The 24,887-nt window shown below is 62.8% G+C and carries 14 protein-coding genes; 7 read left to right on the plus strand and 7 right to left on the minus strand.

Annotation, left to right across the window (positions count from 1 at the left end):
* Window positions 1-17: 17 nt before the first annotated feature.
* A complete protein-coding gene (locus tag C4J93_RS18325) occupies window positions 18-12,914 on the minus strand; it encodes a non-ribosomal peptide synthetase (protein WP_124430142.1) in 12,897 nt (4,298 codons plus the stop codon).
* A gap of 51 nt (window positions 12,915-12,965) precedes the next feature.
* The gene (locus tag C4J93_RS18330) at window positions 12,966-13,718 is read right to left on the minus strand and encodes a thioesterase II family protein (RefSeq protein ID WP_124430143.1); all 753 of its coding nucleotides are present in this window, start codon (window positions 13,716-13,718) and stop codon (window positions 12,966-12,968) included.
* A gap of 301 nt (window positions 13,719-14,019) precedes the next feature.
* Between C4J93_RS18330 and C4J93_RS18335 the strand changes: the two genes are divergently transcribed.
* Window positions 14,020-14,571 (plus strand): RNA polymerase factor sigma-70, encoded by a 552-nt coding sequence (locus C4J93_RS18335; protein WP_124363749.1) that lies wholly within the window; start codon window positions 14,020-14,022, stop codon window positions 14,569-14,571.
* Window positions 14,572-14,689: 118 nt separating this feature from the next.
* Complete coding sequence (locus C4J93_RS18340) at window positions 14,690-15,793, plus strand: IS4 family transposase (RefSeq protein WP_124430144.1); 1,104 nt, start codon at window positions 14,690-14,692, stop codon at window positions 15,791-15,793.
* A gap of 774 nt (window positions 15,794-16,567) precedes the next feature.
* Here C4J93_RS18340 and C4J93_RS18350 read toward each other — a convergent pair.
* Window positions 16,568-17,356 (minus strand): ABC transporter substrate-binding protein, encoded by a 789-nt coding sequence (locus C4J93_RS18350; RefSeq protein ID WP_124430145.1) that lies wholly within the window; start codon window positions 17,354-17,356, stop codon window positions 16,568-16,570.
* A gap of 90 nt (window positions 17,357-17,446) precedes the next feature.
* The gene (locus tag C4J93_RS18355; protein ID WP_124430146.1) at window positions 17,447-18,070 is read right to left on the minus strand and encodes a TetR/AcrR family transcriptional regulator; all 624 of its coding nucleotides are present in this window, start codon (window positions 18,068-18,070) and stop codon (window positions 17,447-17,449) included.
* Between the two features lie 186 nt (window positions 18,071-18,256).
* On the opposite strand from C4J93_RS18355, the gene C4J93_RS18360 reads away from it, so the two are divergent.
* Together C4J93_RS18360 and C4J93_RS18365 are read left to right on the plus strand one after the other, a co-directional pair.
* Entirely contained in the window at window positions 18,257-18,799 is a 543-nt protein-coding gene (locus C4J93_RS18360) for an exonuclease domain-containing protein (protein WP_124430147.1), read from the plus strand.
* A gap of 65 nt (window positions 18,800-18,864) precedes the next feature.
* Window positions 18,865-19,146 carry a pyrimidine/purine nucleoside phosphorylase gene (locus C4J93_RS18365; RefSeq protein WP_124430148.1) on the plus strand — a complete coding sequence of 94 codons (282 nt, stop codon included), beginning with the start codon at window positions 18,865-18,867 and terminating at the stop codon, window positions 19,144-19,146.
* Between the two features lie 49 nt (window positions 19,147-19,195).
* Here the strand turns inward: C4J93_RS18365 and C4J93_RS18370 are convergent, their stop codons facing one another.
* The gene (locus C4J93_RS18370) at window positions 19,196-19,999 is read right to left on the minus strand and encodes an MOSC domain-containing protein (RefSeq protein ID WP_124430149.1); all 804 of its coding nucleotides are present in this window, start codon (window positions 19,997-19,999) and stop codon (window positions 19,196-19,198) included.
* 40 nt (window positions 20,000-20,039) lie between these two features.
* On the minus strand, window positions 20,040-20,975 hold the full coding sequence (locus C4J93_RS18375) for a chemotaxis protein CheV (RefSeq protein ID WP_124367833.1): 936 nt from the start codon (window positions 20,973-20,975) through the stop codon (window positions 20,040-20,042).
* 549 nt (window positions 20,976-21,524) lie between these two features.
* Between C4J93_RS18375 and C4J93_RS18380 the strand changes: the two genes are divergently transcribed.
* From C4J93_RS18380 to C4J93_RS18390, 3 genes are all read left to right on the plus strand, one after another.
* Window positions 21,525-21,974 (plus strand): hypothetical protein, encoded by a 450-nt coding sequence (locus C4J93_RS18380; protein ID WP_177412752.1) that lies wholly within the window; start codon window positions 21,525-21,527, stop codon window positions 21,972-21,974.
* A 321-nt stretch (window positions 21,975-22,295) separates the two neighbouring features.
* The gene (locus C4J93_RS18385; RefSeq protein WP_124369001.1) at window positions 22,296-23,189 is read left to right on the plus strand and encodes a sensor histidine kinase; all 894 of its coding nucleotides are present in this window, start codon (window positions 22,296-22,298) and stop codon (window positions 23,187-23,189) included.
* Window positions 23,186-23,845 carry a response regulator transcription factor gene (locus C4J93_RS18390; RefSeq protein WP_124371402.1) on the plus strand — a complete coding sequence of 220 codons (660 nt, stop codon included), beginning with the start codon at window positions 23,186-23,188 and terminating at the stop codon, window positions 23,843-23,845. Before C4J93_RS18385 ends, C4J93_RS18390 begins: the two co-directional genes overlap by 4 nt.
* On the opposite strand, the gene yegS is transcribed toward C4J93_RS18390, so the two are convergent.
* On the minus strand, window positions 23,804-24,724 hold the full coding sequence (yegS, locus tag C4J93_RS18395; protein ID WP_124430150.1) for a lipid kinase YegS: 921 nt from the start codon (window positions 24,722-24,724) through the stop codon (window positions 23,804-23,806). The two genes, C4J93_RS18390 and yegS, sit on opposite strands and share 42 nt — an antisense overlap.
* Window positions 24,725-24,887 lie beyond the last annotated feature (163 nt).

The raw sequence follows: 24,887 nt of genomic DNA on the forward strand, positions 1-24,887 counted from the left end.
CCAGACCAACGGCCGCCTCACAACCCCTCCAGTTCCGCCATCAAATCACTCAACCGATCCACCTTCTCGGCACTGATCTCATTGCCCGCCAACCCCTCGATATACTCGGCCAGCTCCGCCACCGTGCTGCATTCGAACATCGCCCGCAGCGGCACATCCCGCTGCAGCGTCTTCTGCACCCGTGAAGCGATCTGTGTCGCCAGCAACGAGTGTCCGCCCAGCTCGAAGAAGTTGTCCTGCACCCCTACCCGTTCGACCTTGAGCACTTCGGCCCAGATCGCGGCCAGGGTGGTTTCCAGTTCATTGCGCGGTGCCAGGTAGTCCTGGCTGTGCAACTGGCCGATGTCCAGGGCCGGCAGGGCATTGCGGTCGAGTTTGCCGTTGGCGTTGAGCGGCAGGCGCTCAAGCCACAGCCAGTGCAGCGGCACCATGTATTCCGGCAGTTCGGCGCGCAGGCGTTGCTTGATACGGTCCAGGCGTTCGCCAGGGTTCAACGCCTCATCCGCAGCCACCAAATAGCCAACCAGGTGCTTGCCGTTGACGCCCTCCTGGACACCGACCGCCGCATCACGCACCTCGGGTTGTTCGTGCAGGCGCGCTTCGATTTCACCCAGTTCGATGCGGTAGCCGCGAATCTTCACCTGGTGGTCAACCCGCCCGACATACTCCAACACGCCGTCACTGCGTCGCCGTGCCAGGTCGCCGGTGCGGTACAGCCGCTCGCCTGGTGCTCCGAACGGGTTCGGCACGAACACCGGTGCGGTGCGCAACGGGTCGCTGACGTAACCACGACCGACCCCGGTGCCGGCCACGCACAGTTCGCCGACAGCGCCTTGCGGCACCAATTCCAGTGCGCCGTCCAACAGGTACAAGCGGTTGTTGTCAGTGGGCATGCCAATCGGCAAATAGGTGCCCCGCGTCGAGGCCAGATCGACGCGGTAGAACGCCACATCATCCGAGCATTCCGCCGGGCCGTATGCGTTGACCAGGCCGATGTGCGGGTAGCGCAACAGCCACTGGTGCGCCAGCTCCGGCGGCATCGCTTCCCCGGTCGGCAGCATCCAGCGCAGGCCGTCGAGGCGGACAGCGTCCTGGGCGAGCATGCCCTGGATCAGTGACGGCACGCTTTCCAGCACAGTAATGCCCTGTGCCTGGACATGGGCCAGCAAGCCCTGGGGATCATGGGCAAGGGTGTTGGGCACGATGTCTACCCGCGCGCCGAACAGCGGCGCGGCGAGGAATTGCCACACGGAAATATCGAAACTTTGCGAGGCCGTCTGCGCGATTACATCCGTCTCGCTCAGTTGCAGGTAGGGCACCTTGCTCAACTGGTTATTGAGCATGCCGCGCTGTTCGACCATCACGCCTTTGGGCAAGCCGGTGGAACCCGAGGTGTAGATCACATAGGCGAGGTTGTCCGGAGCGCTATAGACACCGGGATTCTCGCCACGGGCCGGGATTTCTTCCCACACCAGCAACTGGCAGTCGAAGCCTTCGAGCAGTTCGATCGCCTGTTCCCGGCAGGCTTCGCTGCACACCAGCAACGGCGTGCGGCTCAGGTCGATGATGCGGCTCAGGCGCTGGCTCGGCAGCCCCGGGTCCAGCGGCAGGTAACCGGCACCGGCCTTGAAGCTGCCGATGATCATGCCCAACAGCTCCAGATTACGCTCGGCCAGCAACGCCACCGGCTGGTCCGGGCCGACACCCGCCGCCATCAGCGCATGCCCCAGGCCGTTACTGCGCCGGTTCAACTCGTCATAGCTCCATTGCCGATCTAGACAGCTGGCGGCGATACGCTGCGGATGCTGCGCCACCTGTTCCTCGAACAGCTCGATATAGCTGCGCTGCAGCGGATAGTCGTGTTCGCTCTGGTTGCAGCCGTGCATCAGGAATTCACGTTCCTGCTCGCCAATCAGCGCCAGCTCGGCCATGTCGCCATGGAAGCCCTGCACCAGCGCCAGCAGCAACCGTTTGAACTCGCCGAGCATGCCTTGCACGGTGCTTTCATCGAAGTAGCGCTGGTCATAGGACAAGTGCAGGCCAAGATCATCGCCGGGGTAGCACACGGCGGTCAGCGGGAAGTTGGTGTGGGTACGGCCGGAGTCCGAGGTAGCCTTCAGGCTTTGCGCGTGGCTCAGCACCGAGCTTTCCACCGGGGCGTTTTCGAACACGAACAGGCTGTCGAACAGCGGCTGGCCCTTGGGCAGTTCGCTGAGTTCCTGAATCGTTACCAAGGGCAAATATTCGTACTCGCGCAATTGCATATTGCTGTCGAGCAGGCCGCTCAGCCAGTCGCGCACGCTGCAACGCTGGTCGTCTGCCGGCAGTTTTACCCGCAGGGCGATGCTGTTGATGAACAGGCCGACGGTGCGTTGCATCTCGGGCATCTGCACCGGACGCCCGGCCACGGTGACGCCGAACAGCACGTCACGCTCGCCGCTCAAGCGCCGCAGTACCAACGCCCAGGCCGCCTGGGCGAAGGTGTTGACGGTCAATTGGTGGGCCTGGGCCAGCTCGCGCAATTGCGCACCATCACGGGCATCCAGGCGGGTGTAACAATCGCCGACCACCATGCCGCCGCTGTGGCCTGCGTGTTCGCGCAGGAAGGGCCGGTCGCTCGGGATCGGCGTGGTGCGCTCGAACCCTTGCAAGTTGTGCTGCCACCACTGGCGCGCTTCGTCCAGGTCCTGGCGTTGCAGCCAGGCGATGTAGTCGCGGTAACGCGGCGGCGTCGCCAGTTGCGCATCGCGACCTTCGCCCAGGGCCCTGTAGATTTCGAAAAAATCATTCATCAAAAGCGAACGGCACCAGGCATCGATGAGGATGTGGTGATTACTCATCATGAACCAGTAGCGCGCCTCGCCCACGCGGATCAGGCGCAGGTGGAACGGCGCCTGGTTGAGCAGATCGAAACCGGCTTCGCGCTCGGCCTTGAGCAAGGCTTGCAGACGCGGTTCGTGCTCGTGCTCGGGATCGGCGCTCCAGTCCAGGTATTCGATCGGCGTGCTGCCCGGCTTGTGGATCACTTGCAGCATGTCTTCGCCGACGTTCCAGCAGAACGAGGCGCGCAAGGCTTCGTGGCGGGCGATCACCCGTTGCCAGGCCTCGGCGAAACGCTCGGGGTCCAGCGCGCTGTCGATGCGGTAGCGGTCCTGCATGTAATACAGGCCGGTGCCCGGTTCCAGCAGGGTGTGCAGCAGCAGGCCCTCCTGCATCGGGGTCAGTGGGTAGACGTCTTCGATGGCGCTGGCGGGTACTGGCAAGCTGTCCAGTTGCGCCTGGGTCAGTTGGGCCAGCGGGAAGTCGGACGGCGTGAAGCCGCCGGCACCCTCTTCGAGGCAATGGGCGATCAGGCTGTGCAGCTCGGCCAGATACGCCTCGGCCAGTGCGCGGATAGTGTGTTGATCGTGGCGTTCACGGCTGAAGGTCCAGCGCAGCACCAGTTCGCCGCCGTACACCTGGCTGTCGACACTGAGCTCGTTGGGCAGCGGAGCGTCCGGATCGTGCGCGAGCCCGGCGGATTCATCCAGCGGATGGAACAGTGCATCAGCGCCGAAGCTCTGGTCGAACTGGCCGAGGTAATTGAAAGTAATCGCGGCGCTCGGCAACGCCGCCAGGGTGCGTTTGCACAGGTCGTCCGCCAAGTAGCGCAGCACGCCGTAGCCCAGGCCTTTATGCGGCACGCCGCGCAGTTGCTCCTTGATGGTTTTGATCGAATCGCCCGGTTGCGCCTGCGGGGTCAGGCGCAGCGGATAAGCACTGGTGAACCAGCCGACGCTGCGGGTCAGGTCGATGTCATCGAACAGGCTTTCACGGCCGTGGCCTTCCAGTTGAATCAACGCCGAATCATGGCCGCTCCAGCGGCACAGCACGCGGGCCAGGGCGGTCAGCAGCAGGTCGTTGACCTGGGTGCGATAGGCGCTTGGTGCGTGTTGCAGCAATTGCCGGGTGCGTTCGGCATCCAGGCGCACGCTGACCGTCTCGGCGTCACGGTTGCGCCGTGCACCTTGCGGGCGAGCCACCGGCAACGCCAGCGCCGGGCCCGCCAACTGCGCTTGCCACAGGCTCAGTTCTTCGCGCAGGGATTCGCTGTGGGCATACGCCTGCAAACGCGCCGCCCACTCGCGCAACGCGCTGGTCTTGGCCGGCAGGCTGACGGACTGGCCATCGCTCAGTTGGCGATAAACATTTTGCAGGTCCTCGAGCAACACGCGCCATGACACGCCGTCCACCACCAGGTGATGGATGACGATCAACAGGCGTTGCTGGCCTTGGGGGCCGTCCACCAGCAAGGCACGCAGCAGCGGGCCGTGTTCCAGGTCAAGGCTGCGCTGGGTATCGGTGAACAGCGCGGTGCAGTCGGCCATGTCGCGCACTTGGGCCTGCATCAGTACGCCACCTTCGGGCACGGCCAGGTGTTCGGCGTGCCATTGGGCGTCGCGCCGGGTGAAGCTCAGGCGCAGCGCATCGTGATGCTCCAGCACCGCCAGCAGGGCCTGCTCCAGGCGGCGCGGGTCGAGCAGTTGCAGCGGCTTGAGCAGCAGCGCCTGGTTCCAGTGCTGACGCGCCGGAATGTCGGTGTCGAAGAACCACTGCTGGATCGGCGTAAGGGCCGAGGCGCCGGTGAGTACCCCTTGCTCGGCGCTGACCTGCTCGGCGCGCGTGGCAACGGCGGCCAGGCTTTGCACGGTCTGGTGCTGGAACAGGTCACGCGGGCTGAAATGAATGCCCGCCTGCCGCGCACGGCTGACCACCTGGATCGACAGGATTGAATCGCCGCCCAGCTCGAAGAAGTTATCTTCCAGGCCGACCTGCTGCAGGTTCAACACCGCGCACCAGATTGCTGCCAGGCTGTGCTCCAGCGCGTTGCGTGGCGCCACATACTGTTGGCGATTCGCCTCGGGGTCCGGCTCGGGCAAGGCGCGCCGGTCGAGTTTGCCGTTGGCGGTCAGCGGCATGCTGTCGAGCACCATCACATGAGCGGGCACCATGTAGTCCGGCAGCTGCGCCTTGAGCCGGGCCTTCACCGCCTCGCGCAACGCGCCGTGCTCAGCGTCGCTGACCAGATACGCCACCAGCTGTTTGCCACTCGGCGAATCCAGCGCCAGCACCACTGCTTCACGCACGGCGTCATGTTCCAACAGGCGGGTTTCGATCTCGCCCAACTCAATGCGGAACCCGCGAATCTTCACTTGATGGTCGATACGCCCCAGGTACTCGACCAACCCATCGGCACGCTGGCGCACCAGGTCGCCGGTGCGGTACAAACGCCCGCCATTCGCCGCGAACGGGTCGGCGACAAAGCGCTCCGCCGTCATCCCCGCACGCTGGTGATACCCCTGGGCCAGGCCTGCTCCGCCGACATACAACTCACCGCTCGCGCCTTGCGGCACCAGGGCTAGGTCGGCATCAAGAATGTAAGCCACGCGTGCGCCGATGATGCTGCCAATCGGCACGCTGGCAGCGCCCTCTTCCAGTTGCTCCGGCGCCAGGCAGGCCAGTGGCATCACCACGGTTTCGGTCGGGCCATAGGCGTTGAAGAACATCTGTGGCTGGAACGCGCTGCGAATGCGTTGCAGGTGTTCGCCGGTCAAGGCTTCACCGCCGGTGATGCACATGCGCACCGGCAGGGTCTGCTGTTGCGTGGCCAGCCACTGCGCCAACTGGCTGCCGTAGCTGGGCGTAAACCCGAGGATGCTGATGCGGTGGGTGCGGATCAGCGCGCAGATTTCCTCGGCATCCCACTGGCCCTGGGCGCGCACTACCAGCTGGGCACCGCTGAGCAACGGCACCAGCAAGCGCTCGGTGGCAGCGTCAAAGTTGATCGAATAAAAGTGCAGTTCGCAGTCGTCCGGGCGCATGCCAAAACGCTCGATCACCGCCTGGCAATGCATGGCGATTTCGCCATGGCACACCACCACGCCTTTGGGCTTGCCGGTGGAACCGGAGGTGTAGATCAGGTACGCCGGGTGTTGCGCCAGGCTGATCATCGGCAGCTCGCCGGCCGGGTAGTTGCTCAGCAGCGGCAGGTCGTGCTCCAGGCACCAGGTCGCGACGCTCGCCGGCAACGGGCCAAGGGCGTCGAACATCGGCGCATCGCTGAGCAGCAGGCCGATGCCGCTGTCTTCGATCATGTAATGCAGGCGGTCCAGCGGGTATTCCGGGTCCAGCGGCACGTAGGCGCCGCCGGCCTTGAGGATCGCCAGCAGGCCGATGACCATTTCCAGCGAACGCGGCAGCGCCAGGCCGACGCGCACCTGCGGGCCGACGCCGCGCTCGCGCAGCATCCAGGCCAGGCGATTGGCGCGGGCGTCGAGTTCGGCGTAAGTGAGCGTCACCCCGGCAAAGGTCAGCGCCGGCGCATCGGCACGCTTGCGCGCCTGTTCGCTGAACAGTGGGTGAATGCACTGGTCGAGCCGATGCTCACCGGCCTCCACCCCGAGGCTGTCCTGCACGGCGCGCTGCTCGGTGGCGCTGAGCAGGGGCAATTCGCTGAGGCGTTGCTGCGGGTTGTCGATCAGTGCTTCCAGCAGGTTGAGCCAATGCTCAGCCATGCGAGCAATGCGCGGCTCGTCGAACAAATCGGTGCTGTAGGTCAGGCAGCAGCCCAGACGATGGTCGAGGTCGGTGACTTCCAGGTTGAGGTCGAACTTGGTAGCGCGGGCATCGTTGGCCAGGTACTCGACAGTCATGCCGGCCAGTTGGCGGCGTTGCTGGAACTCCCAGCGCTGCACGTTGCACATCACTTGGAACAGCGGGTTATACGCCGCGCTGCGCGGCGGTTGCAGCGCCTCCACTAGATGGTCGAACGGCAGGTCCTGATGGGACTGGCCTTCGATCACGGTGTGACGCACCTGCTCGAACAGCTGCGCGACATTCATCTGCCCATCGAGTTGGCAACGCACTACCTGGGTGTTGAGGAACGCACCGATCAGCCCTTCGCTTTCCGGACGGATCCGATTGGCTACCGGCGCGCCGATGCGCAGGTCGGTCTGGCCGCTGTAGCGGTAGAGCAACACGGCCAGGGTGGCGGTCATGGTCATGAACAGGGTCAGGCCATGCTCGGCGTTGAACGCGCGAACACGGGCGGCCAGCGCGTCGCTCAGGTCGAAGCGGTACAGCTCGCCCCGGTGACTTTGCACCGCCGGGCGCGGGCGGTCGCCAGGCAGTTCCAGCAGCGGGTGTTCGCTGCCCAGTTGCGCGGTCCAGTAATCCAGCTGGCGTTGACGCTCACCCGCTTCCAACCACTGGCGCTGCCACACGCTGTAGTCCAGGTATTGCACCGGCAGCGGCGCCAGCGGTGAGTCGCGCTCGTCGATGAAGGCTTCGTAGAGCGCACTGAGTTCACGGGCAAAGATGTCCATGGCCCAGCCTTCGGTGACGATATGGTGCAGGGTCAGCACCAGGTAATGCTCTTGTTCGCCGGCCTTGACCAGGCAGGCGCGCAGCAACGGCCCGGTTTCCAGGTTGAACGGCGTATGCGCTTCCTGATCCGCCAGTTGTTGCAGGCGCTGCTGGCGCTGGGTTTCAGTCAGTGCCGAGACGTCCTGCCAGTCCATGCGCAGGCCGGTCTGTGGCGAGACCTTTTGACAGGCCACGCCATCGACGCTCGGAAAGGTGGTGCGCAGGGTTTCGTGACGCATGATCAAGGCCTGCAACGCCGCCTCGAAACGCCCCACATCCAGCACCCCACACAAGCGCGCCATGCCGCCGACGTTATAAGCTGGGCTGTCCGGTTCCATCTGCCAGAGGAACCACATGCGCTGCTGGGAATAGGACAGCGGCACGGGTTGGCTGCGGTCGACCTTGGCGATTGCAGTCTGCTGGTTGCGTTGGCCCGAGGCTTGGATCAGGCCCACTTGCGCAGCGAAGTCGCCCAGCTCGCTGGCGTCGAACAAGGTGCGCAACGGCAGTTCGACGTCGCAGGCCTGGCGGGTGCGGGAGACGATTTGCGTGGCCAACAGCGAGTGGCCGCCGAGGGCGAAAAAGTCGTCGCGCAGGCCAATACGGGGCAGGCCGAGCACCTCGCGCCAGATCGCGGCAATCTGCTGCTGCAGCGGCGTTTCCGGTTCGACGTGTTCGCGGGTTTGCCACACCGGTTCGGGCAGTGCGCGGCGGTCGAGTTTGCCACTGGGGCTCAGGGGCATCGCGTCCAGGCGCATCAGGTAGGCAGGCACCATGTACTCGGGCAGGTCAACGGCCAGGGCGGCTTTCACTGCCTGTGCATCCAGTTCGGCCGGGCCGGTGTAGTAACCGATCAACTGGCCGTCCCGCACCTGCACCACGGCGTGGGCGATGCCGTCCAACGCCAACAGGCGCGCTTCGATTTCCTGCGGTTCCACCCGAAAGCCGCGCAGCTTGACCTGCTGATCGAGACGGCCGAGGTATTCAAGCACGCCGTCGACACTCCAGCGCGCACGGTCACCGGTGCGATACAGACGCGCCCCGGCTGAGCCCAGCGGGTCGGCGACAAAGCGTTCGGCGGTGAGCCCTGCACGACTGAGGTAACCGCGCGCCAGGCCGATGCCGCCGATGCACAGTTCACCCGGCACACCGGCCGGCAACGGATTGAGCTGGTCGTCGAGCACCCGGCAGATCACATTGCCCAGTGGCCGGCCTATCGGCGAGCGCTCGCCATCCTCCACGGCGCAGTGCCAATGGGTGACGTTGATCGCGGTTTCGGTCGGGCCATAACGGTTGTGCAGTTGCACCGCCGGCAGGCGCGCCAGGACGCGGTTGCGCAACTGCGCGGGCAAGGCTTCACCGCCGGAGAACAGCCGGCGCAGGCTGGTGCATTCGGTAACCAAGGGTTCATCGATAAACAACTGCAACAGCGGCGGCACGAAATGCAGCGTGGTCACGCCATGTTCCTGCACCAGTTGCGCGATGCGATGAGGGTCACGGTGCTCGCCAGGACCGGCCAGTACCAGACGGCACCCTATGATCAGCGGCCAGAAGCACTCCCACACCGAGACGTCGAAACTGATCGGCGCCTTTTGCATCAGCACGTCGCTGGCATCCAACGTGTAGGTGGCCTGCATCCACTGCAAGCGCTCGGCCAGCGCCGCATGGGTATTGCCCACGCCCTTGGGCTGGCCGGTGGAGCCGGAGGTGTAGATCACGTAGGCGAGGTTGTCGCCGTGCAGGTGCAGGCCCGGTGGCTGGGTCGGCCAGCGGTCAAGGTGCAGGCTGTCCATGGCGATCACACACACGCCTGCCACCGTCGGCAGTTGTTCCAGCAGTGCGGTTTGGGTCAACAGCAGGTGCACGCCGCTGTCCTCGAGCATGTAGGCCAGGCGCTCGGTGGGGTAATCCGGGTCCAGCGGCACATAAGCGCCGCCGGCCTTGAGGATCGCCAGCAGGCCGATCAGCAACTGCGGCGAACGCTCGGCGGCGATGCCCACGCAGACGTCCGGGCCGACGCCCTTGTCGCGCAGGTAATGCGCCAGGCGGTTGGCCTGGGTATGCAACTGGGCAAAGCTCAGGCTGCCAGCTTGCCAGACCAGCGCAGTGGCGTCCGAAGTGTGCTGGTTGAGCAGCTCGGGCAACCACTGCCGGGCCGGCGCGCACGGTGCCTGGCTCCATGCCTGTTGCTCGTCCTCTGCGGTCAGTTTCAGCTCGCCCAAGGCTTGCTGCGGTTGTTCGCAGACCGCTTGCAGCAGGTGGATGTAATGCTCGGCCAGGCGCTGCACGGTTGCCGGCTCGAACAGCTCATCGGCGTAGTCGAAGGCCAGGCTCAAGCGCCCGGTGCGGTCTTCTTCGCTGTGCAGTTGCAGGTCGAACTTGGCTTCGCGGCTGTGCCACGGCAGTTCCTCGGCGAGCAGGCCCGGCAGGCGGCGCAGGGCGCTGAGGTCACGTTGCTGGTGGTTGAACATGACTTGGAACAGGCCCTGTTCCCGCGCCTGGGGGAAGGCCTCCAGCAGTTGTTCGAACGGCAGGTCCTGATGCGCCTGGGCGTCCAATGCAGCCTGGCGTGTCGCGGCCAACAGCTGGTTGAAAGGCTGGAGCCCGTCGAGCTCGGCACGCAATACCAGGGTGTTGATGAAGAACCCGACCAGCCCTTGGGTTTCCTGGCGTGAGCGATTGGCATTGGGCACGCCGATGCGGATATCGCGCTGCCCGCTGTAGCGATACAACAGCGTCTGGAACGCGGCCAGCAGCAGCATGAACGGGGTGGCTTCATGGGCCTGTGCGGTCTGGCGAATCGTGTCACTGAGCTTGGCGCTCAGGCGTACGGTATGGCGCGAGGCGCTGTTCAGACGCTGCGCCGAGCGCGGATGGTCAGTGGCGAGGTCGAGCGTCGGGTGATCGCCCTCAAGCGCTGCCTGCCAGTACGCCAATTGCCGCTGGCCTTCACCTGCGGCCAGCCATTGGCGCTGCCAACTGCCGTAGTCGGCGTATTGCAGGCTCAGTGGCGGCAGCTTCAGGGGCTGGCCCTGGGACGCGGCCGCGTAGAGACGGGAGAACTCGTCGATCAGAATAGTCAGCGACCAGCCATCGGCGATGATGTGGTGCAGGGTGACCAGCAACTGGTGGTCTTCTTCATCCAGGCGCACCAGGGTCACCCGCAGCAGCGGGCCTTTTTCCAGGTCGAACGAAGTACGTGCCTGGTCTTCACGGATTTGCTGCGCACGGGCTTCGCGCTCGGCGCCGGGCAGGTCGCTGAGGTCGATGGTGTGCAGGTCAAACACCGCACTGGACTCGATGCGCTGGAACCCTTCGCCGTCACGCTCATAGAAACGCGTGCGCAGGGCTTCGTGGCGCTGGACCAGGTGCTGGAAGCTTGAGCGCAGCGCGTCTTCATCCAACGCGCCGCGCAGGCGCAGGGCACCGGGGATGGTGTAGGCGCTGCTGTCGGGGTCCAGCTGCCAGGTGATCCACAAGCGGTTCTGGGCCAGGGATTGCGGCAGCTCGTGCTGGCGCGACAGTGCAGCCATTGCGCCTTGTGCAACGCCGCCGGCCTGTTGCACCTGCGCGACGCTGGCGGCGAAGCCTTGCAGGGTGGGCGCCTCGAACAGCAGGCGCAGGTTCAGCTCCAGGCCCAGGGTTTCACGCAGGCGCGCGACCACCTGGGTGGCACTGATGGAGTTGCCGCCGAGCAGGAAAAAATGATCATCGGCGGCAACCGTGGCCACTTGCAGCTGCTCACACCAGATCGCGGCGATCTGCTGTTGCAGGGCCGACGCCAGCGCGACCTCACTCGCCGGCGCTTGCACCTCGGGGAACTGCGCATAGCGGTCGAGGCTGCCATCGGCATGGCGCAGCGCACACGCCGCCCGTTGCACTTTGCCGCTGGAGGTTTTCGGCAGCGCGCCAGGGTTGAGCAGCACCACCACGCTAGGCGCCTCTTGGTAAGCCTCGGCCACCGCTTGGCGAATCGCCTTGATCAGCGCTTCGGGCGGCAGGATTTTCTGCACGCTGCGGCTGATTTCCGCAGCGATGCCGATGCCTTCCAGGCCCTGATCATTCACCGCAAAGGCCGCCACCCGGCCTTTGCGCACCACCTCGACCTCACGTTCGATGGTTTGCTCGATGTCCTGTGGATACAGGTTGTGCCCGCGCACGATCAGCAGGTCTTTCAAGCGCCCGGTGATGTACACCTCACCGTCACGGATAAACCCCAGGTCGCCGGTGCGCAGCCAGGTCCGGTCGGCGTGCTGGACGAAGGTGCTGGCGGTGGCTTCAGGGTTGCGCCAGTAACCCTGGGCGATGCTCGGGCCGCTCGCCCAGAGTTCGCCCACGCAGTTATCGGCCAACTCGCTCAGCGTGTGGGGATCGGCGATCAGCACGGCGTGGTCCGGCTGCTGAGTGCCGCAACTCATGACGGCCCTGCCCTGCCCCGGCGCGGCGCGGTTGGCGGCCAGCGCGTGCTCATCGACGCGCAGCGCGGGGATGCCTTGGCCACGGGTGCCGCCCGCGACGAACAGGGTCGCCTCGGCCAGTCCGTAGGAAGCAAAGAAATTGCTTGAGGTGAAACCGCAGGCGGCGAATTTGTCGGCAAAGCGCTCCAGGGTGTCCAGGCGGATCGGTTCGGAACCGGAATAGGCCACGCGCCACTGGCTCAGGTCCAGGCGTTCCAGGGCCGACTCGCTGACCCGTTCGCTGCACAGGCGGTAGGCGAAATCCGGGCCACCGCTGATGGTGCCGCCGTAGTCGCTGATCGCTTCCAGCCAGCGCAACGGCCGCGCCAGGAAGTAGGCCGGCGACATCAACACGCACGGCACGCCGCTGAAGATCGGCTGCAACAGGCCGCCGATCAGGCCCATGTCGTGGTAGAGCGGCAGCCAGCTGACGATGACGTCGTGCGGGTTGAGGTCGATGCCAAAGCCGCGACGGATCAGCACTTCGTTAGCCACCAGGTTGCCGTGGCTGACTTGCACGCCCTTGGGCAGCGCGGTAGAGCCGGAGGTGTATTGCAGGAAGGCGATGTCGTCGGGTTGCAGCTCGGGGGCGACCCAGTGATCGGCCAGCTGTGCGTCGAGGGTGTCTACGCTCAAGACCGGTGGTGCGTGGTCAATCTGCGCCAGGCTTTCGCCGAGGCTGGCGATGGTCAGCAGCAGGCGCGGCTCGGCGTCGCTGATGATCGACAGCAAGCGCTCCTGGTGATGCCGCTTGGTGGATTCCGGCGGGTAGGCCGGTACCGCGATTACCCCGGCGTACAGGCAGCCGAAGAACGCCGCGACATAGTCCGGGCCGCTGGGGAACAACAGCACCGCGCGCTCGCCCATCGCGACATCGGCTTGCAAGGCGGCGGCGATGGTGCGGGCGCGTTGGTCCAGGTCACGGTAGCTGAGCACCACGCTGTGCTCGGCGGACTCGGCCAGAAAGCGCAGGGCTATCTGGTCCGGCGTCTGTGCGGCACGGCGTTGGAGGGACTGGACCAAGGTGCGGGGAAGTTCGAAGGCGTCCATCATGGGGTTCCTGCTTGAAATCGGCTTACGGGAAAGTCGGGAAGTCGGTGAGATTCAGCCGGCGGCCAGTTGCCGCGCCGCGCCAAGGCGCCAGCGGGCCAGGTGCTCGTCGGCATAGCGGCGCACACAGCGCAGCACGGCGCTTTCGTGCTGCACGAGGAAGAAGTGGTGACCGTCGAACATGTCGAGGGAAAAGCCGCTGGCGGCCTCGAGCTGCCAGTCGAGCAATTGGTCGGCGCGCACGCTGTCCTGTTTGCCGCCGAACACATGGATCGGCACGCCTAGCGGCTCGCGCTCGCCATAGGTGAAGCTGCCGCAGAGCAGGAAATCGGCGCGCAGGATCGGCAGCATCAACTCCATCAATTCAGCATTGGCCAACGCGGCGTCGCAGGTGCCCTGCAGTTCGCGCAAGCGGGCGATCAGTTGTGCGTCGGTCTTTTCGATGGCGTATTCGCTGACATCGCGCCGCGCCGGGCCGGCGGTGCCGGAGGCGAACAACGCCAGCGGCGCCGGGACATTGCGCGCTTTCAATGCGTGGGCCAGTTCGAACGCCAGCAGGCCGCCGAGGCTGTGGCCGAACAACGCATAGGGGCCATTGAGGTCGCGGCTGATTTCAGTCGCGAGCTGGGCAGCCAAGGCCTTGATATCGCGCTGCAGCGGCTCGCCCATGCGCATGCCACGCCCCGGCAATTCCAGCGGGCACACCTGCAACCAATCCGGCAGCACGCGGCGCCAACGTGCGTAGACCGAGGCGCTCGCGCCGGAATGGGGCAGGCAGAACAGGCGCAGCGGCGTTGGCGTACTCATCACCCGAGGACTCCAAGCTGAAACACGCTGTGTGCACGATAAAAACCCATTTCGCCCTCCTGCGGGTGCTGATCCTTGGCCGTTTGTTTACAGGCCTGTCACCCAGAAGAACGGACGGCCCCGGCAAATAATTAGTCGCCGGGGGCGAGCGAGACGCGGTTCACACCTTACCGGAAGGCATAAGATTAGTTCGCCTTCTCATTTGACAATCATTATCATTCAGCATAATTTGTTGCCCGATGTGTAGGAGGCCTCAGCAAGGACGCCCTCCCCTAACCTCTTTAGCAACCAGGTGATTTCCATGACGGAACCAGTATCCACAGGCAGGTGCGACTCACCACTTCTCCAGGCGTTCGTCGACAATCGGCTGATCCTGGTGAAGATCGCAGCACGTATTACCGGCTGTCGTTCCCGTGCCGAGGATGTGGTGCAGGACGCTTACTTTCGGCTGCAGTCGGCCCCGACGATCACCTCTTCGTTCAAGGCCCAACTGAGCTATCTGTTCCAGATCGTGCGCAACCTGGCGATCGATCACTACCGCAAGCAGGCCCTGGAGCTCAAGTATTCCGGCACCGAAGAGGAAGGCTTGAATGTGGTGATCCACGGCGCTTCACCGGAAACTTCCCATATCAATTTCAACACCCTGGAAAACATCGCCGACGCCCTGACCGAGCTGCCGCAGCGCACCCGCTACGCCTTCGAGATGTACCGCCTGCACGGCGTACCGCAGAAGGATATCGCCAAGGAACTCGGGGTTTCGCCGACCTTGGTGAACTTTATGATCCGCGATGCGCTGGTGCACTGCCGCAAGGTGTCGGGCAACCACAGCGATACGTTTGCGCGCAGGGTTTGAAAAACACATGTGGGAGGGGGCTTGCCCCCATATGCGCTAACCAAACCCCAAAAGATATAATCAAGTCTGACTCTTTAGGATGCGAGAGCAGTGACAATAGACCCAACACAAAAACTGAATGAAGACTGGCCCAAGCTCCTGGCACTACTACCGCCTTTGGGAAGCCAAGGCAAAAGAGCTGGGGGCCCTGAAGTTCGGTCGCCGATTCAGCGGGCCAGAGAGTCTATTGCGCACGTTATTGATGTACATGAGCGCCGATTGCTCGATGGTCGAAACGGTAGAGCGAGCGCGTACGGGGAAATTGCTGGAGTTATCAGACGTGGGCCTTCTCAAGAGGGTCAACAAATCGGGGGCCTGGCTAGGTTGGATCACAGAGCAGTTGATCCAACAATCGCCGGTCGCGGCCATGCAATGCCCGGCGCTGCTGGGGAGACGAATACTGGCTGCTGATGGCAGTGTCGTAATGGAGCCTGGCGCGGTCACCTCAACATGGCGGCTGCATTACACGATGGATATCAGCACGTTGCGTTGCTGTGAAGTGCAAGTGACACCGTCCAAAACAGGCGAATCGTTGACTCGGTTTTCAGTGCAGCAGGGCGATGTTTTCATCGCGGATCGAGGGTTTGCCAACCGGCGTGGAGTCAATCATGTACTCAATGCAGGCGGTGACATCCTGGTACGAATGAACCTGAGCAGCCTGCCGCTTAGCGATGAGCAAGGGTCGCCTTTTGAGCAACTGGCGCGACTACGGACCTTGCAGCCAGGGCAAACGGGCGAGTGGGCAGCTGTGATGAAAGGTTCAAAGGGGGATATTGCAGTACGTGTGTGCGCCTATCGAAAAACCGCCGAGCAGCGATCGCAAAGCGAGTGCAAGCTCAAGAGAGTCGGGCAAAAAAAGCAGAAGCAATTGAAACCTGAAACGATGGAAGCGGCCGGTTACGTGGTGCTGGTAACAACCTTGGACTGCCTGGATACGCAGGAGGTTTTGGCTCTCTATCGGCACCGTTGGCAGGTGGAGTTGGCGTTCAAGCGGATGAAGTCATTGCTGGGGTTATCCCACCTCAGAAAGAAAAATCCGGAAGGCGCAAAAGCATGGTTGCAAGGGAAATTATTAGTGGCTTGCCTGATTGAGCGGTTAATCGCAGCGGGCGAGCATTTTTCCCCTATCGAGGGAGACGAGACAGAAAAAGGAAGTGCCGCCACTCCGTTGTCACTGGCGTGAGATGGCCTTTATTTACTGGCTACTTTGCAGCGCGATCAATCCCCACTTGTCGTTGTTTACGTGTATCGAGAAGTGGGGAGATATCAGCCAGGCACTGCGTGAATCCCCGCGAAAACGAGGACGCCAGCAGGACGAGTTGTGGGGAGGGAGGTTTGGTTAGCGCATATGGGGCTTGCCCCCGATGAGCATAGTATCTACACAATTTTGGCGCGGCCCTGAACCTGCGGCGGCCCAGGAGCCGAAGCCTCTCTAACTGATGCCCCGCGACCTAAATGTGGGAGGGGGCTTGCCCCCGATGGCGGCCTGACAGCCGACCAGGATGCTGGATCAGGGCGAGTACATATCCGTTGCTGCGGTAACGGCGGCTTAGGGTTCCGCCCTGACGGCGGGTCACTTTGGAAAAGAGCCCCAAAGTAACCAAAGGGCTCTTGCCCCACCACTCGGCACCTCGCCTAGGCTCGGTGTGCCCGTAATCCGACATTGATTTGGGGGGCCGCCGCCACGCGCCATCCATGGCGCGGGGCGGCTAAACCGGCATCCCTGCCGGTTTACCCCCCAAATCAATATCGAATTCCGGCCAGCGTGGTTTAACGGGGCGCTTAAGATCAAGAGCAAGATCAAGAGCGGCTCGCTTCGCATCGTGGTTAGCGTAGGCTGCTGCTACACAGTTGTGTAGATACCTATGCCCCGATGAGGGAGTGTCAGTAAACACATCTGTTACTGACCCACCGCCATCGGGGGCAAGCCCCCTCCCACATTTGATTTCCAGCGCTCTCAGGGAACTGGCATTACATCGATGCGATACGGCTCGAAGATCTTGAGCATCTGGCCATTATCCCGCAACTGCTTGAGCAAACCGGCAAACGCAGGCCCGGTGATCGGGGCTTTGGGCCGTAGCAACGCGTAATGGTGATAGACCTGGTCGATGCGCTCCGACACCAGGAATGTCCCCGCCATCTCGGTATTGCGCACCATGAAGTCACTCAGGTACGAACGGGTGACCAAGGCGATATCAGCACGCCTGCGGGCGACCATCAGCAAGTTGCTGTCATGGGAGTACGTCAACGTTGCGTTGAAGTGCTCGGCCAGGTACTTGGGGTCGGGGTTGAAGTTCGCGAAGGCGTAGTGATAGCCGCTGAACACCGCCAGGCGTTTGCCGGCAAGGTCGCTGAAATAGCTTTGGTCGCGACCGGGCTCACGCTCGGCGACGAAGATTTCAGCGTCTTCCAGGCCCATGTCGACGCTGGTATGGGCCACGTCTTTCCAGCCCCAGGACGGGTTTTCAAAGATCGCCATGTCGACCCGGCCTTGTTCGAAATCGCGAAAACGCCTGGGAATCGAAGTGGGCACCAGCACAAACTGATAGTCGCTTTGCACGGCGTTCAGCGCTTCGACCAATTGCGGCAGCAATCCGGTATCGGCGCCTTGCTCAGGGCGTACGGTATACGGCGGAAAATGCGCCGCGCCGATCCTCACCAACTGCGCGGCGCTGGCCTGCGTCCACCCTGCGGTACCCAATGCCCAGAATGTCAGTCCTGCAGCCAGCCGCCATGGCGAAAACATCTAGGCACACACCGTGAATTCTATGATGGCGATAAGCTAGGCGTTTTTCCCTGGGGAGACAATGTTCACCCGCAAATTAATAGCCGCACTTCAGTCCGCCTTGAGCACCATCAACAGCGCTTCGTCGGCCAGCTCTTCGAGGGTCAGGCTGCCTTGGGTGCGAAACCACGTGGTGGTCCAGGATAACGCGCCGGTCAGGAAGCGCCGGGTGATGAACACGTCGCCCCTGATATAACCGGCGGCCTTGGCTTCGCCCAGTACCTGCAGCCAGATGTCCTCATACACATCACGCAGGGCCAGTACCTGGGCCTGGCCGTCGGCAGACAACGAACGCCATTCGTACACCAGCACCGCCATCGCCTCACCGCTGCCGCCCATGATCGACTGCAATTCGCAGCGGATCAGCGCCAAAACGCGCTCGCGCACCGTGCTCGCTGCTTCCAGCGCAGCCCGCACCATCGCGGTGTTGTAGAGGATGGTTTCTTCCATCACTGCGCGCAGGATCTCGTCCTTGCTCTTGAAGTGATGAAAGATGCTGCCGGACTGAATGCCCACCGCACTGGCCAGGTCGCGCACGGTGGTGCGCTCGAAGCCCTTGTTGCGAAACAGGTGCGCCGCGGTTTGCAGCAACTTGCCCCGGGCACTCGCGGGGTCGGTCAATTGTCCAGCGTCGACCAGGGTGCGCATCACCCGCAGGGCTTGGGGGTCGTCCATGCTGCTGTCCCTCATGTCTACTATCGTCTTGGGCGGCAATTTAGGCCGTGACCGCCACCCAAGCAAGCGCTTGGGCAAAACTTGTGTACGGGTTTACAAACCAGGCGAATCAGCCCCCTGGGCGGAACTACAAGGCCCGGCTACGCTCTATCCCCATCAGGACAGGAACAGTACGGGAACCTGCGCATGCCTCATTGGCTGATTATTGACCTTGAAGCCACCACGGATGACGGCGGCTGGCCCGTGACGGAGATGGAAGTCATCGAAATTGGCGCAAGCCTGGTCAACCGCCAGGGCCGCGAACTGGATCACTTCCAGCGCTTCGTGCGCCCCCTGCGGCGGCCGCTGCTGACGCCTTTTTGCCGCCAATTGACCCATATCACCCAGGCCAATATCGACGCGGCAACGCCGATCACCGAGGTGTGGCCGCTGTTCGAGCGCTGGCTGGGCCAGCATCAGGCGCGCCTGGAAGGCTGGGCCAGCTGGGGCGATTACGATCGCGTGCAACTGGAGCTGGAATGGCAACGCCATGGCCTGGCCAGCGCGCTTGGCAAGACGCCCCATGTCAACCTCAAGCAACGTTTCGCCAAGGCCCGGCGGCTGGACAAGCCCTTGGGGCTCAACGGCGCGCTGCAATTGGCGGGGATGCAGTTCAACGGCCAGCAGCATCGGGCGCTGGAGGATGCGCGCAACACCGCACGCCTGTTGCCGCTGATTTTGCCGGTCTAGGCAGCTCCTCTGCCCTTGGGCATACTGGCTGACCTTTCCAGACCCTTTTTTCCGAGGATTCACTCATGTTCAAAGTCAACGAATACTTCGACGGCACCGTCAAGTCGATCGCTTTCGGCACCGCGGAAGGCCCGGCGACCATCGGCGTGATGGCCCCGGGTGAATACGAGTTCGGCACCGACCAGCGTGAAATCATGCACGTCATTTCCGGCGCGCTGATCGTCAAACTGCCTGACGCCGAGTGGGAAACCTTCGCCGCCGGCAGCCAGTTCAACGTCCCGGCCAACAGCAAATTCCAGTTGAAGGTTGGCGTAGACACCGCTTACCTGTGCGAATACCGCAGCTGAGCCTGGCTCGGCGCAAAAAAATGCCCGTCTCCTGCGAGACGGGCATTTTTTATTCCAGCACCGTTACCGGCATCCCGACTTCCAACTGGCCAACCCCATCGTTGACCAGGTTCTGACCGAACATCGCGCCCTTCTCGGTGCTGCGATAGGCCTGCAGGGTGGCGAACGGCTCGCGGTCCGGGCTGCGCTCGCCGGTCTGGGGGTCGACGGTCGTGAGAATGCAGCGTGAACAAGACTTGACCACGCGAAACTCCACATCGCCGATGCGCAAGCGTTTCCAGCCATCCTCGGCAAAGGCCTCGCCGCCTTCGATCACCAGGTTGGGACGAAAGCGCAGCATTTCCATCGGCCGGCCAATATGCGCGCACAAATCGTCCAGGGAAGCCTGGCCGATCAGCAGCAAGGGGTAGCCGTCGGCAAACCCCACTTGATCGTCATCCCGGCCAAAACCGGCCTGGGTCGAGCGTGCACGCTCCAGGGGCATATGCACCAGGCGCGTGGGCTTGCCGATGAAGGCGCTGACCCAGGCCGCCGCCGCATCGCCCGCGTCCGGCACGCGCAGGGTGTCGTGCCAGATGATCACACCGCGCAACGCATCGGCGCCGGGCAATGCTACGTCGAGCGTCCCATAGCCAGGCGAGCTCAGGGTCAGGCCGCCCGCCGCGTTCCACAGCGCCGTCAACTGGCTCATCTTCGCCATGGCGCGTTGCGTAAGGAAGCGCCCGCTGGCTTCGTCCACCAGCATCCAGCGTCGATCCCCTGCCAGCCCGAGTTTATCCAGGCCACTCTGCTGCAAGGCCTCGGCCTTGCCGGATTTCAAGGGGTAACGGTACAACGCGCTTAGACGGAGCATGAGCCTGCATTCCTGGGGAACAAAGTCGCATACCCTAGTGTCATGCAGGCACTTCGTCCAGCATCAGTCGTTGACGCACCACATCCACCAGCTTGTCCGGCTGGAATTTGGAGAGGAAATTGTCACAGCCGACCTTCTTGACCATCGAGTCATTGAAGCTCCCCGACAGCGAGGTGTGCAGCACCACGTAGAGGCCACGCAGGCGCGGGTCATTGCGAATTTCGGTGGTGAGGCGGTAGCCGTCCATCTCGGGCATTTCGGCGTCGGTGAAGATCATCAGCAGCTTGTCGGTCATCACCTGGCCGCTGTCGGCCCAGGCCTTGAGCATGTTCAGCGCCTTGAGGCCGTCGCTGGCGATGTGCATCTTCACGCCCAACTGGCCCAGGGTGTCCTTCAACTGCGACAGCGCTACGTTGGAGTCGTCCACCAGCAACACTTCACGGCCACGGGCGCGTTCCAGCACTGGGTCCTCGAGTTTTTCCCGGGAGACCTTGGCGTTATAAGGCACGATTTCCGCCAGGACTTTTTCCACGTCGATGATTTCCACCAACTGGTCATCGACCTTGCTGATGGCGGTGAGATAGTGCTGGCGCCCCGCGCTGGCCGGCGGCGGCAGGATGGCTTCCCAATTCATGTTGACGATGCGGTCGACGCCGCCCACCAGGAACGCCTGCACCGAACGGTTGTACTCGGTGACGATGATGGTGCTGTTGGGCCCTGGCACCAGGGGGCGCATGCCGATGGCCTGGGACAAGTCGATCACCGGCAAGGTCTGGCCACGCAGGTTGACCACGCCGCAGACAAACGGATGGCGCTGCGGCATCAGGGTCAGCTTGGGCAGCTGCAGCACTTCCTGCACCTTGAACACGTTGATCGCGAACAGCTGCCGCCCGAACAGGCGGAACATGAGAATCTCCAGGCGATTCTCACCCACCAATTGCGTGCGTTGATCTACGGTGTCGAGAATGCCGGCCATTAAGAGCTCCTGGTGTGCACATGGGTTGCGCGCTGAGAGGGTGTGCAGTTCGTATAGGCAAGTTATCGGCGGCAAGCGCCAGACCTTGACCCCGCTAAAATGCCATGTAAATACATTGATGTCACACTGACATCATGCTTTACTGCATCAGCCCTGTCCTCGGGCTGCGTGGGCCTTGCACGACACTCCAATCGGCGTGCGGTTCCATGACGTAGGGGATTCCCCTATGCGCAATCAGGCCCGACCTGATATTCGCGATATCTAATAGCCATTAATGTGACGCCATTCTCATTGCATGAATGGAGTCAGGCTTTTGTTTGCCATCCCACGCCCTAGGCCCATGGGCCTTCCAGGCACTCACGTATCGGCAACTGAAGTCGTGTCATCCCGCTCAACTGGGACTACGCACGACTTTCGTGAGCATTTCAATAAATGTCCTACTGGAATATCGGAATCAGCCTACAAGCTCAAATCATATTTCAGCGCTAGTTTTAAGCTATTCACCCGGTGCGACATCTCATCACCCGAGCTTGAGTTGCGGAGACATGCATGATGAATAGCGCGAAAGAATGGCAAACGGCACTTCCCGAGTTTCTGCTGGAGGCCGAAATGCTGCTGATCAAGTCCCAAGAGTGCTTGAGCCACCTGCATTTGATCCGCAACGACAGCGACGCCATCGACTGCATGAAAACCAGCCTCGCCAAACTGGCTGAAAAGGCCGACAGCCTGGCGCTGCAGGCGATCAGCGAATTCTCGCGGCACCTGCAGGACCTCATTGCCAACGCCGAAAACCCGATGCAACTGCATGACCAGGCACTGGATGCGTTACATGACTGCCTGACGCTGCTGGCCTGGCAATTGGAGCTGATCGACACGCGCACCGGTGAGTTGGCCCTGGACGAGACCGAGCAAACGTCGTTGATCGCGACGGTTACCTTGCAGATTCCGCAAAAGGATTTCCGGCATAAACCACAGCAGCGGTTGCATCATGCGTCCTGAGTCCCAAGCATGTCACCGACGATAGCTGACCTGTCCAAAAACGACCGATAACGGCGAGAAAGGCAGAAATATCAATTAGCCATCTACGCAATAACTATACAAACCAACTTTACTAATACAACTTTTTCAACTCTGGGATTACCCCCAGAGTATTTGTGTGGGCTATAAACCAATCAGGCGACCAACGGTAACAGGGGTGGTACTATGCCCCCCTCGAAGTGACTCAACTTCATTATGGTTAAACACGATTCGCCAGCGTATTCCAAACAGAGCCCGGCCAACCGGTCTCCCCGCAGCGAACCCTCAGTGGCTCCATCCGCTATGTACGCCAACCTCAAGCCCCTTTTCTCAAGGTCTGTGTCGCGCAGCAACGCACGCCGCATCGTCCTTGCGCTGTGCCTGTGTTCGTTGTCGGTCAGCGTGTGGGCCTACGCGCATGCTTCGCCCTGGTCGCTGCTGATCCTGCTGGTCAACCTGGCCACGCTGGCGGTGGTGGGCCTGCACCAATGGCGTTCGCGCAAATCCATCAAATTCCAACCCCAGGAATTGGCCGACCGACTGTTGCAGGTCCAGGAAAACGAACGCCATCGCCTCAGTCGCGAGCTGCACGACGACATCGGCCAACTGCTGACCGCCGCCAAGCTGCAAAGCGAATGGCTGCAGCGTCGCCTGCCGCCAGAGCTGCGCGAGCACTGCACCGTGCTGTGCAACACCCTCGACGAAACCCTGGCCAAAGTGCGCGACGTGTCGGCCATTCTCAACCCGCGCCAGTTGGCCAGCCTGGGCCTGGAAGCCAGCTTGCGCGCGCACCTGCTCAAGACCCTGGAAAACACCTCGGTGTGCTGGAGCCTGGAATGCCAGCAACGCCTGACCGGTATTCCTGAAGAAATGGCCGTGGCGGCGTTTCGTATCACCCAGGAAGCGGTGACCAACATGCTCCGTCACGCCCAGGCACACAACCTGCGGGTGCGCCTGCGACGCCTGCCCGAAGGCTTGTCGCTGATGATCTGCGATGACGGCCAGGGCTTTTCGCCGGCTACCGACCCAGGCCTTGCAGGCCAACGCGGCATGGCCGGCATGGCCGAGCGGATAGACCAACTGGGCGGCACCTTGTCGGTCAGCAGTCAGCCAGGCCAAGGCACGCGGATCGACGCGCTTTTCCCCTGGGCGCCCCGCGCCCTCGAACGGGCCAGTTCCCCTAAGGGTTTCGAGTGACCTGCAATTTACTCCTGGTGGATGACCACGCACTGATTCGCGCAGGCGTGCGTGCGCTGATCCTGGACATGCCCGGCTACGACGTGATCGGTGAGGCCAGCGATGGCGCGCAAGTGCTCGCGCAATTTCGCGCCCTGCAGCCGGACATCGTGCTGCTGGACCTGTCGATGAAACACACCAGCGGCCTGGATGCCTTGCAGGAACTCAAGGGCGCCTATCCCCTGAGCAAAGTGCTGATCCTGTCGATGCACACCGACCCCGACCTGATCATGCGCGCGCTGGAATCAGGTGCCCACGGCTACCTGCTCAAGGACATGACCGCCAACGAGCTGGAACACGCCCTGCATGCCTTGCGCAACAACGAACGCTACCTGAGCCCGGCGATCGCCCACACCGTGATCAATCAAGCACTGATTCGCAGCAACGGCCCTGCGACGCCCGCGCCCCATAGCCACAACTTGACGGCGCGCCAGTTGGAAATCCTGCGCCTGATCGTGCGCGGCAAGTCCACCCGGGAAATCGCCCACGGCCTGGGCCTGAGCATCAAGACGGTAGAAGCGCATCGCTCGCAGATCATGAAGCGCCTGCAGATTTTCGACGTGGCGGGCCTGGTGTTATTCGCGGTGCGTGAGCAGATCATCAGCCTGGACGACTAGGGGCGAACCCAGCGGCAGGTGCACGCGCAGGGCCTTGGGCAAGGCCTCGAAATGCAGATCATCGCCTTCCAGCGGCTCGCCATCGAGGTTGATGTACAAGCCCTGCGCCACCTTGATATTGACCCACGGCAGGCGTGCCCGCACGAACATGGTGTCCAGGCCCCAGCCATTGCTCATCAATTCGCGCAAGGTGCCGACCACCTCCTGGGGCGCCGGCAGGATGCTGATGTCCAGCAGGCCATCATCGGCCAGCGCCTCCGGGCACAGCACATGCCCGCCCCCGGCCTGACGCCCGTTGCCGATCCCCAGCGCGAGCAGCTCGCCTTTCCAATGGAAATCCGGGCCTTCCAGCTCACCGTAGGCAGCCTTCAATTCACTGAAACGCGACAAACCGGTGAACAGGTAGGCGGCACCGCCGAGGATTTTCTTCAGGTCTTCGGAGGTATTGGCGGTGACCTGGCTGCCGAAACCGCCGGTGGCCATGTTCAAGAATATCTGCCCGCCGACCTGGCCAAGGTCGATCGCTCTCGGTTCGACATCCAGCAACGCCAGGGCGCCAGCCGGCTCCAACGACACGCCGGCGGCCTTGGCGAAGTCATTGGCGGTGCCCAGCGGCATCAGCACCAGGCTGGCATCGGTATTGGCGTGAGCCATGGCTTCGGCCACATCGCGCAGGGTGCCGTCGCCACCGCCGGCGATGATGTGGGTGTAACCGTCGGCCAGGGCTTCATTGACCAGGCGCTGGGCGTCGCCACCTTCCCACGTCACCCGCACTGCCAGCTCCCAACCCTGCTCACGCCGAGCCAGCACAGCCGCGCGCACGTCCTCGTTGAGGGCTTGTTTGCCGTGGAGGATCAACAGGGCTCTGGCGGTGGTCATTTGGGGAACTCTCCTGGGTCAAGGTGCTTGCAGGATGTTGACCCTTGGGGATGAGGAAAAGTCTGTGACCGGAAAAATTTGGCTGATGGATGGAGATCAAAATGTGGGAGGGGGCTTGCTCCCGATAGCGGTGGGTCAGCTCTAGTTAAGCTGACTGATACAC

This window comes from Pseudomonas sp. R2-37-08W (assembly GCF_003851705.1).
GTDB lineage: Bacteria > Pseudomonadota > Gammaproteobacteria > Pseudomonadales > Pseudomonadaceae > Aquipseudomonas.

What these genes read in the sequence shown, in the direction of transcription:
- C4J93_RS18325 (WP_124430142.1), bottom strand. Translation starts at nt 12,914, where the DNA reads ATGATGGACGCCTTCGAACTTCCCCGCACCTTGGTCCAGTCCCTCCAA.
- C4J93_RS18330 (WP_124430143.1), bottom strand. Translation starts at nt 13,718, where the DNA reads ATGAGTACGCCAACGCCGCTGCGCCTGTTCTGCCTGCCCCATTCCGGC.
- C4J93_RS18335 (WP_124363749.1), top strand. Translation starts at nt 14,020, where the DNA reads ATGACGGAACCAGTATCCACAGGCAGGTGCGACTCACCACTTCTCCAG.
- C4J93_RS18340 (WP_124430144.1), top strand. Translation starts at nt 14,690, where the DNA reads ATGAAGACTGGCCCAAGCTCCTGGCACTACTACCGCCTTTGGGAAGCC.
- C4J93_RS18350 (WP_124430145.1), bottom strand. Translation starts at nt 17,356, where the DNA reads ATGTTTTCGCCATGGCGGCTGGCTGCAGGACTGACATTCTGGGCATTG.
- C4J93_RS18355 (WP_124430146.1), bottom strand. Translation starts at nt 18,070, where the DNA reads ATGGACGACCCCCAAGCCCTGCGGGTGATGCGCACCCTGGTCGACGCT.
- C4J93_RS18360 (WP_124430147.1), top strand. Translation starts at nt 18,257, where the DNA reads ATGCCTCATTGGCTGATTATTGACCTTGAAGCCACCACGGATGACGGC.
- C4J93_RS18365 (WP_124430148.1), top strand. Translation starts at nt 18,865, where the DNA reads ATGTTCAAAGTCAACGAATACTTCGACGGCACCGTCAAGTCGATCGCT.
- C4J93_RS18370 (WP_124430149.1), bottom strand. Translation starts at nt 19,999, where the DNA reads ATGCTCCGTCTAAGCGCGTTGTACCGTTACCCCTTGAAATCCGGCAAG.
- C4J93_RS18375 (WP_124367833.1), bottom strand. Translation starts at nt 20,975, where the DNA reads ATGGCCGGCATTCTCGACACCGTAGATCAACGCACGCAATTGGTGGGT.
- C4J93_RS18380 (WP_177412752.1), top strand. Translation starts at nt 21,525, where the DNA reads ATGATGAATAGCGCGAAAGAATGGCAAACGGCACTTCCCGAGTTTCTG.
- C4J93_RS18385 (WP_124369001.1), top strand. Translation starts at nt 22,296, where the DNA reads ATGTACGCCAACCTCAAGCCCCTTTTCTCAAGGTCTGTGTCGCGCAGC.
- yegS (WP_124430150.1), bottom strand. Translation starts at nt 24,724, where the DNA reads ATGACCACCGCCAGAGCCCTGTTGATCCTCCACGGCAAACAAGCCCTC.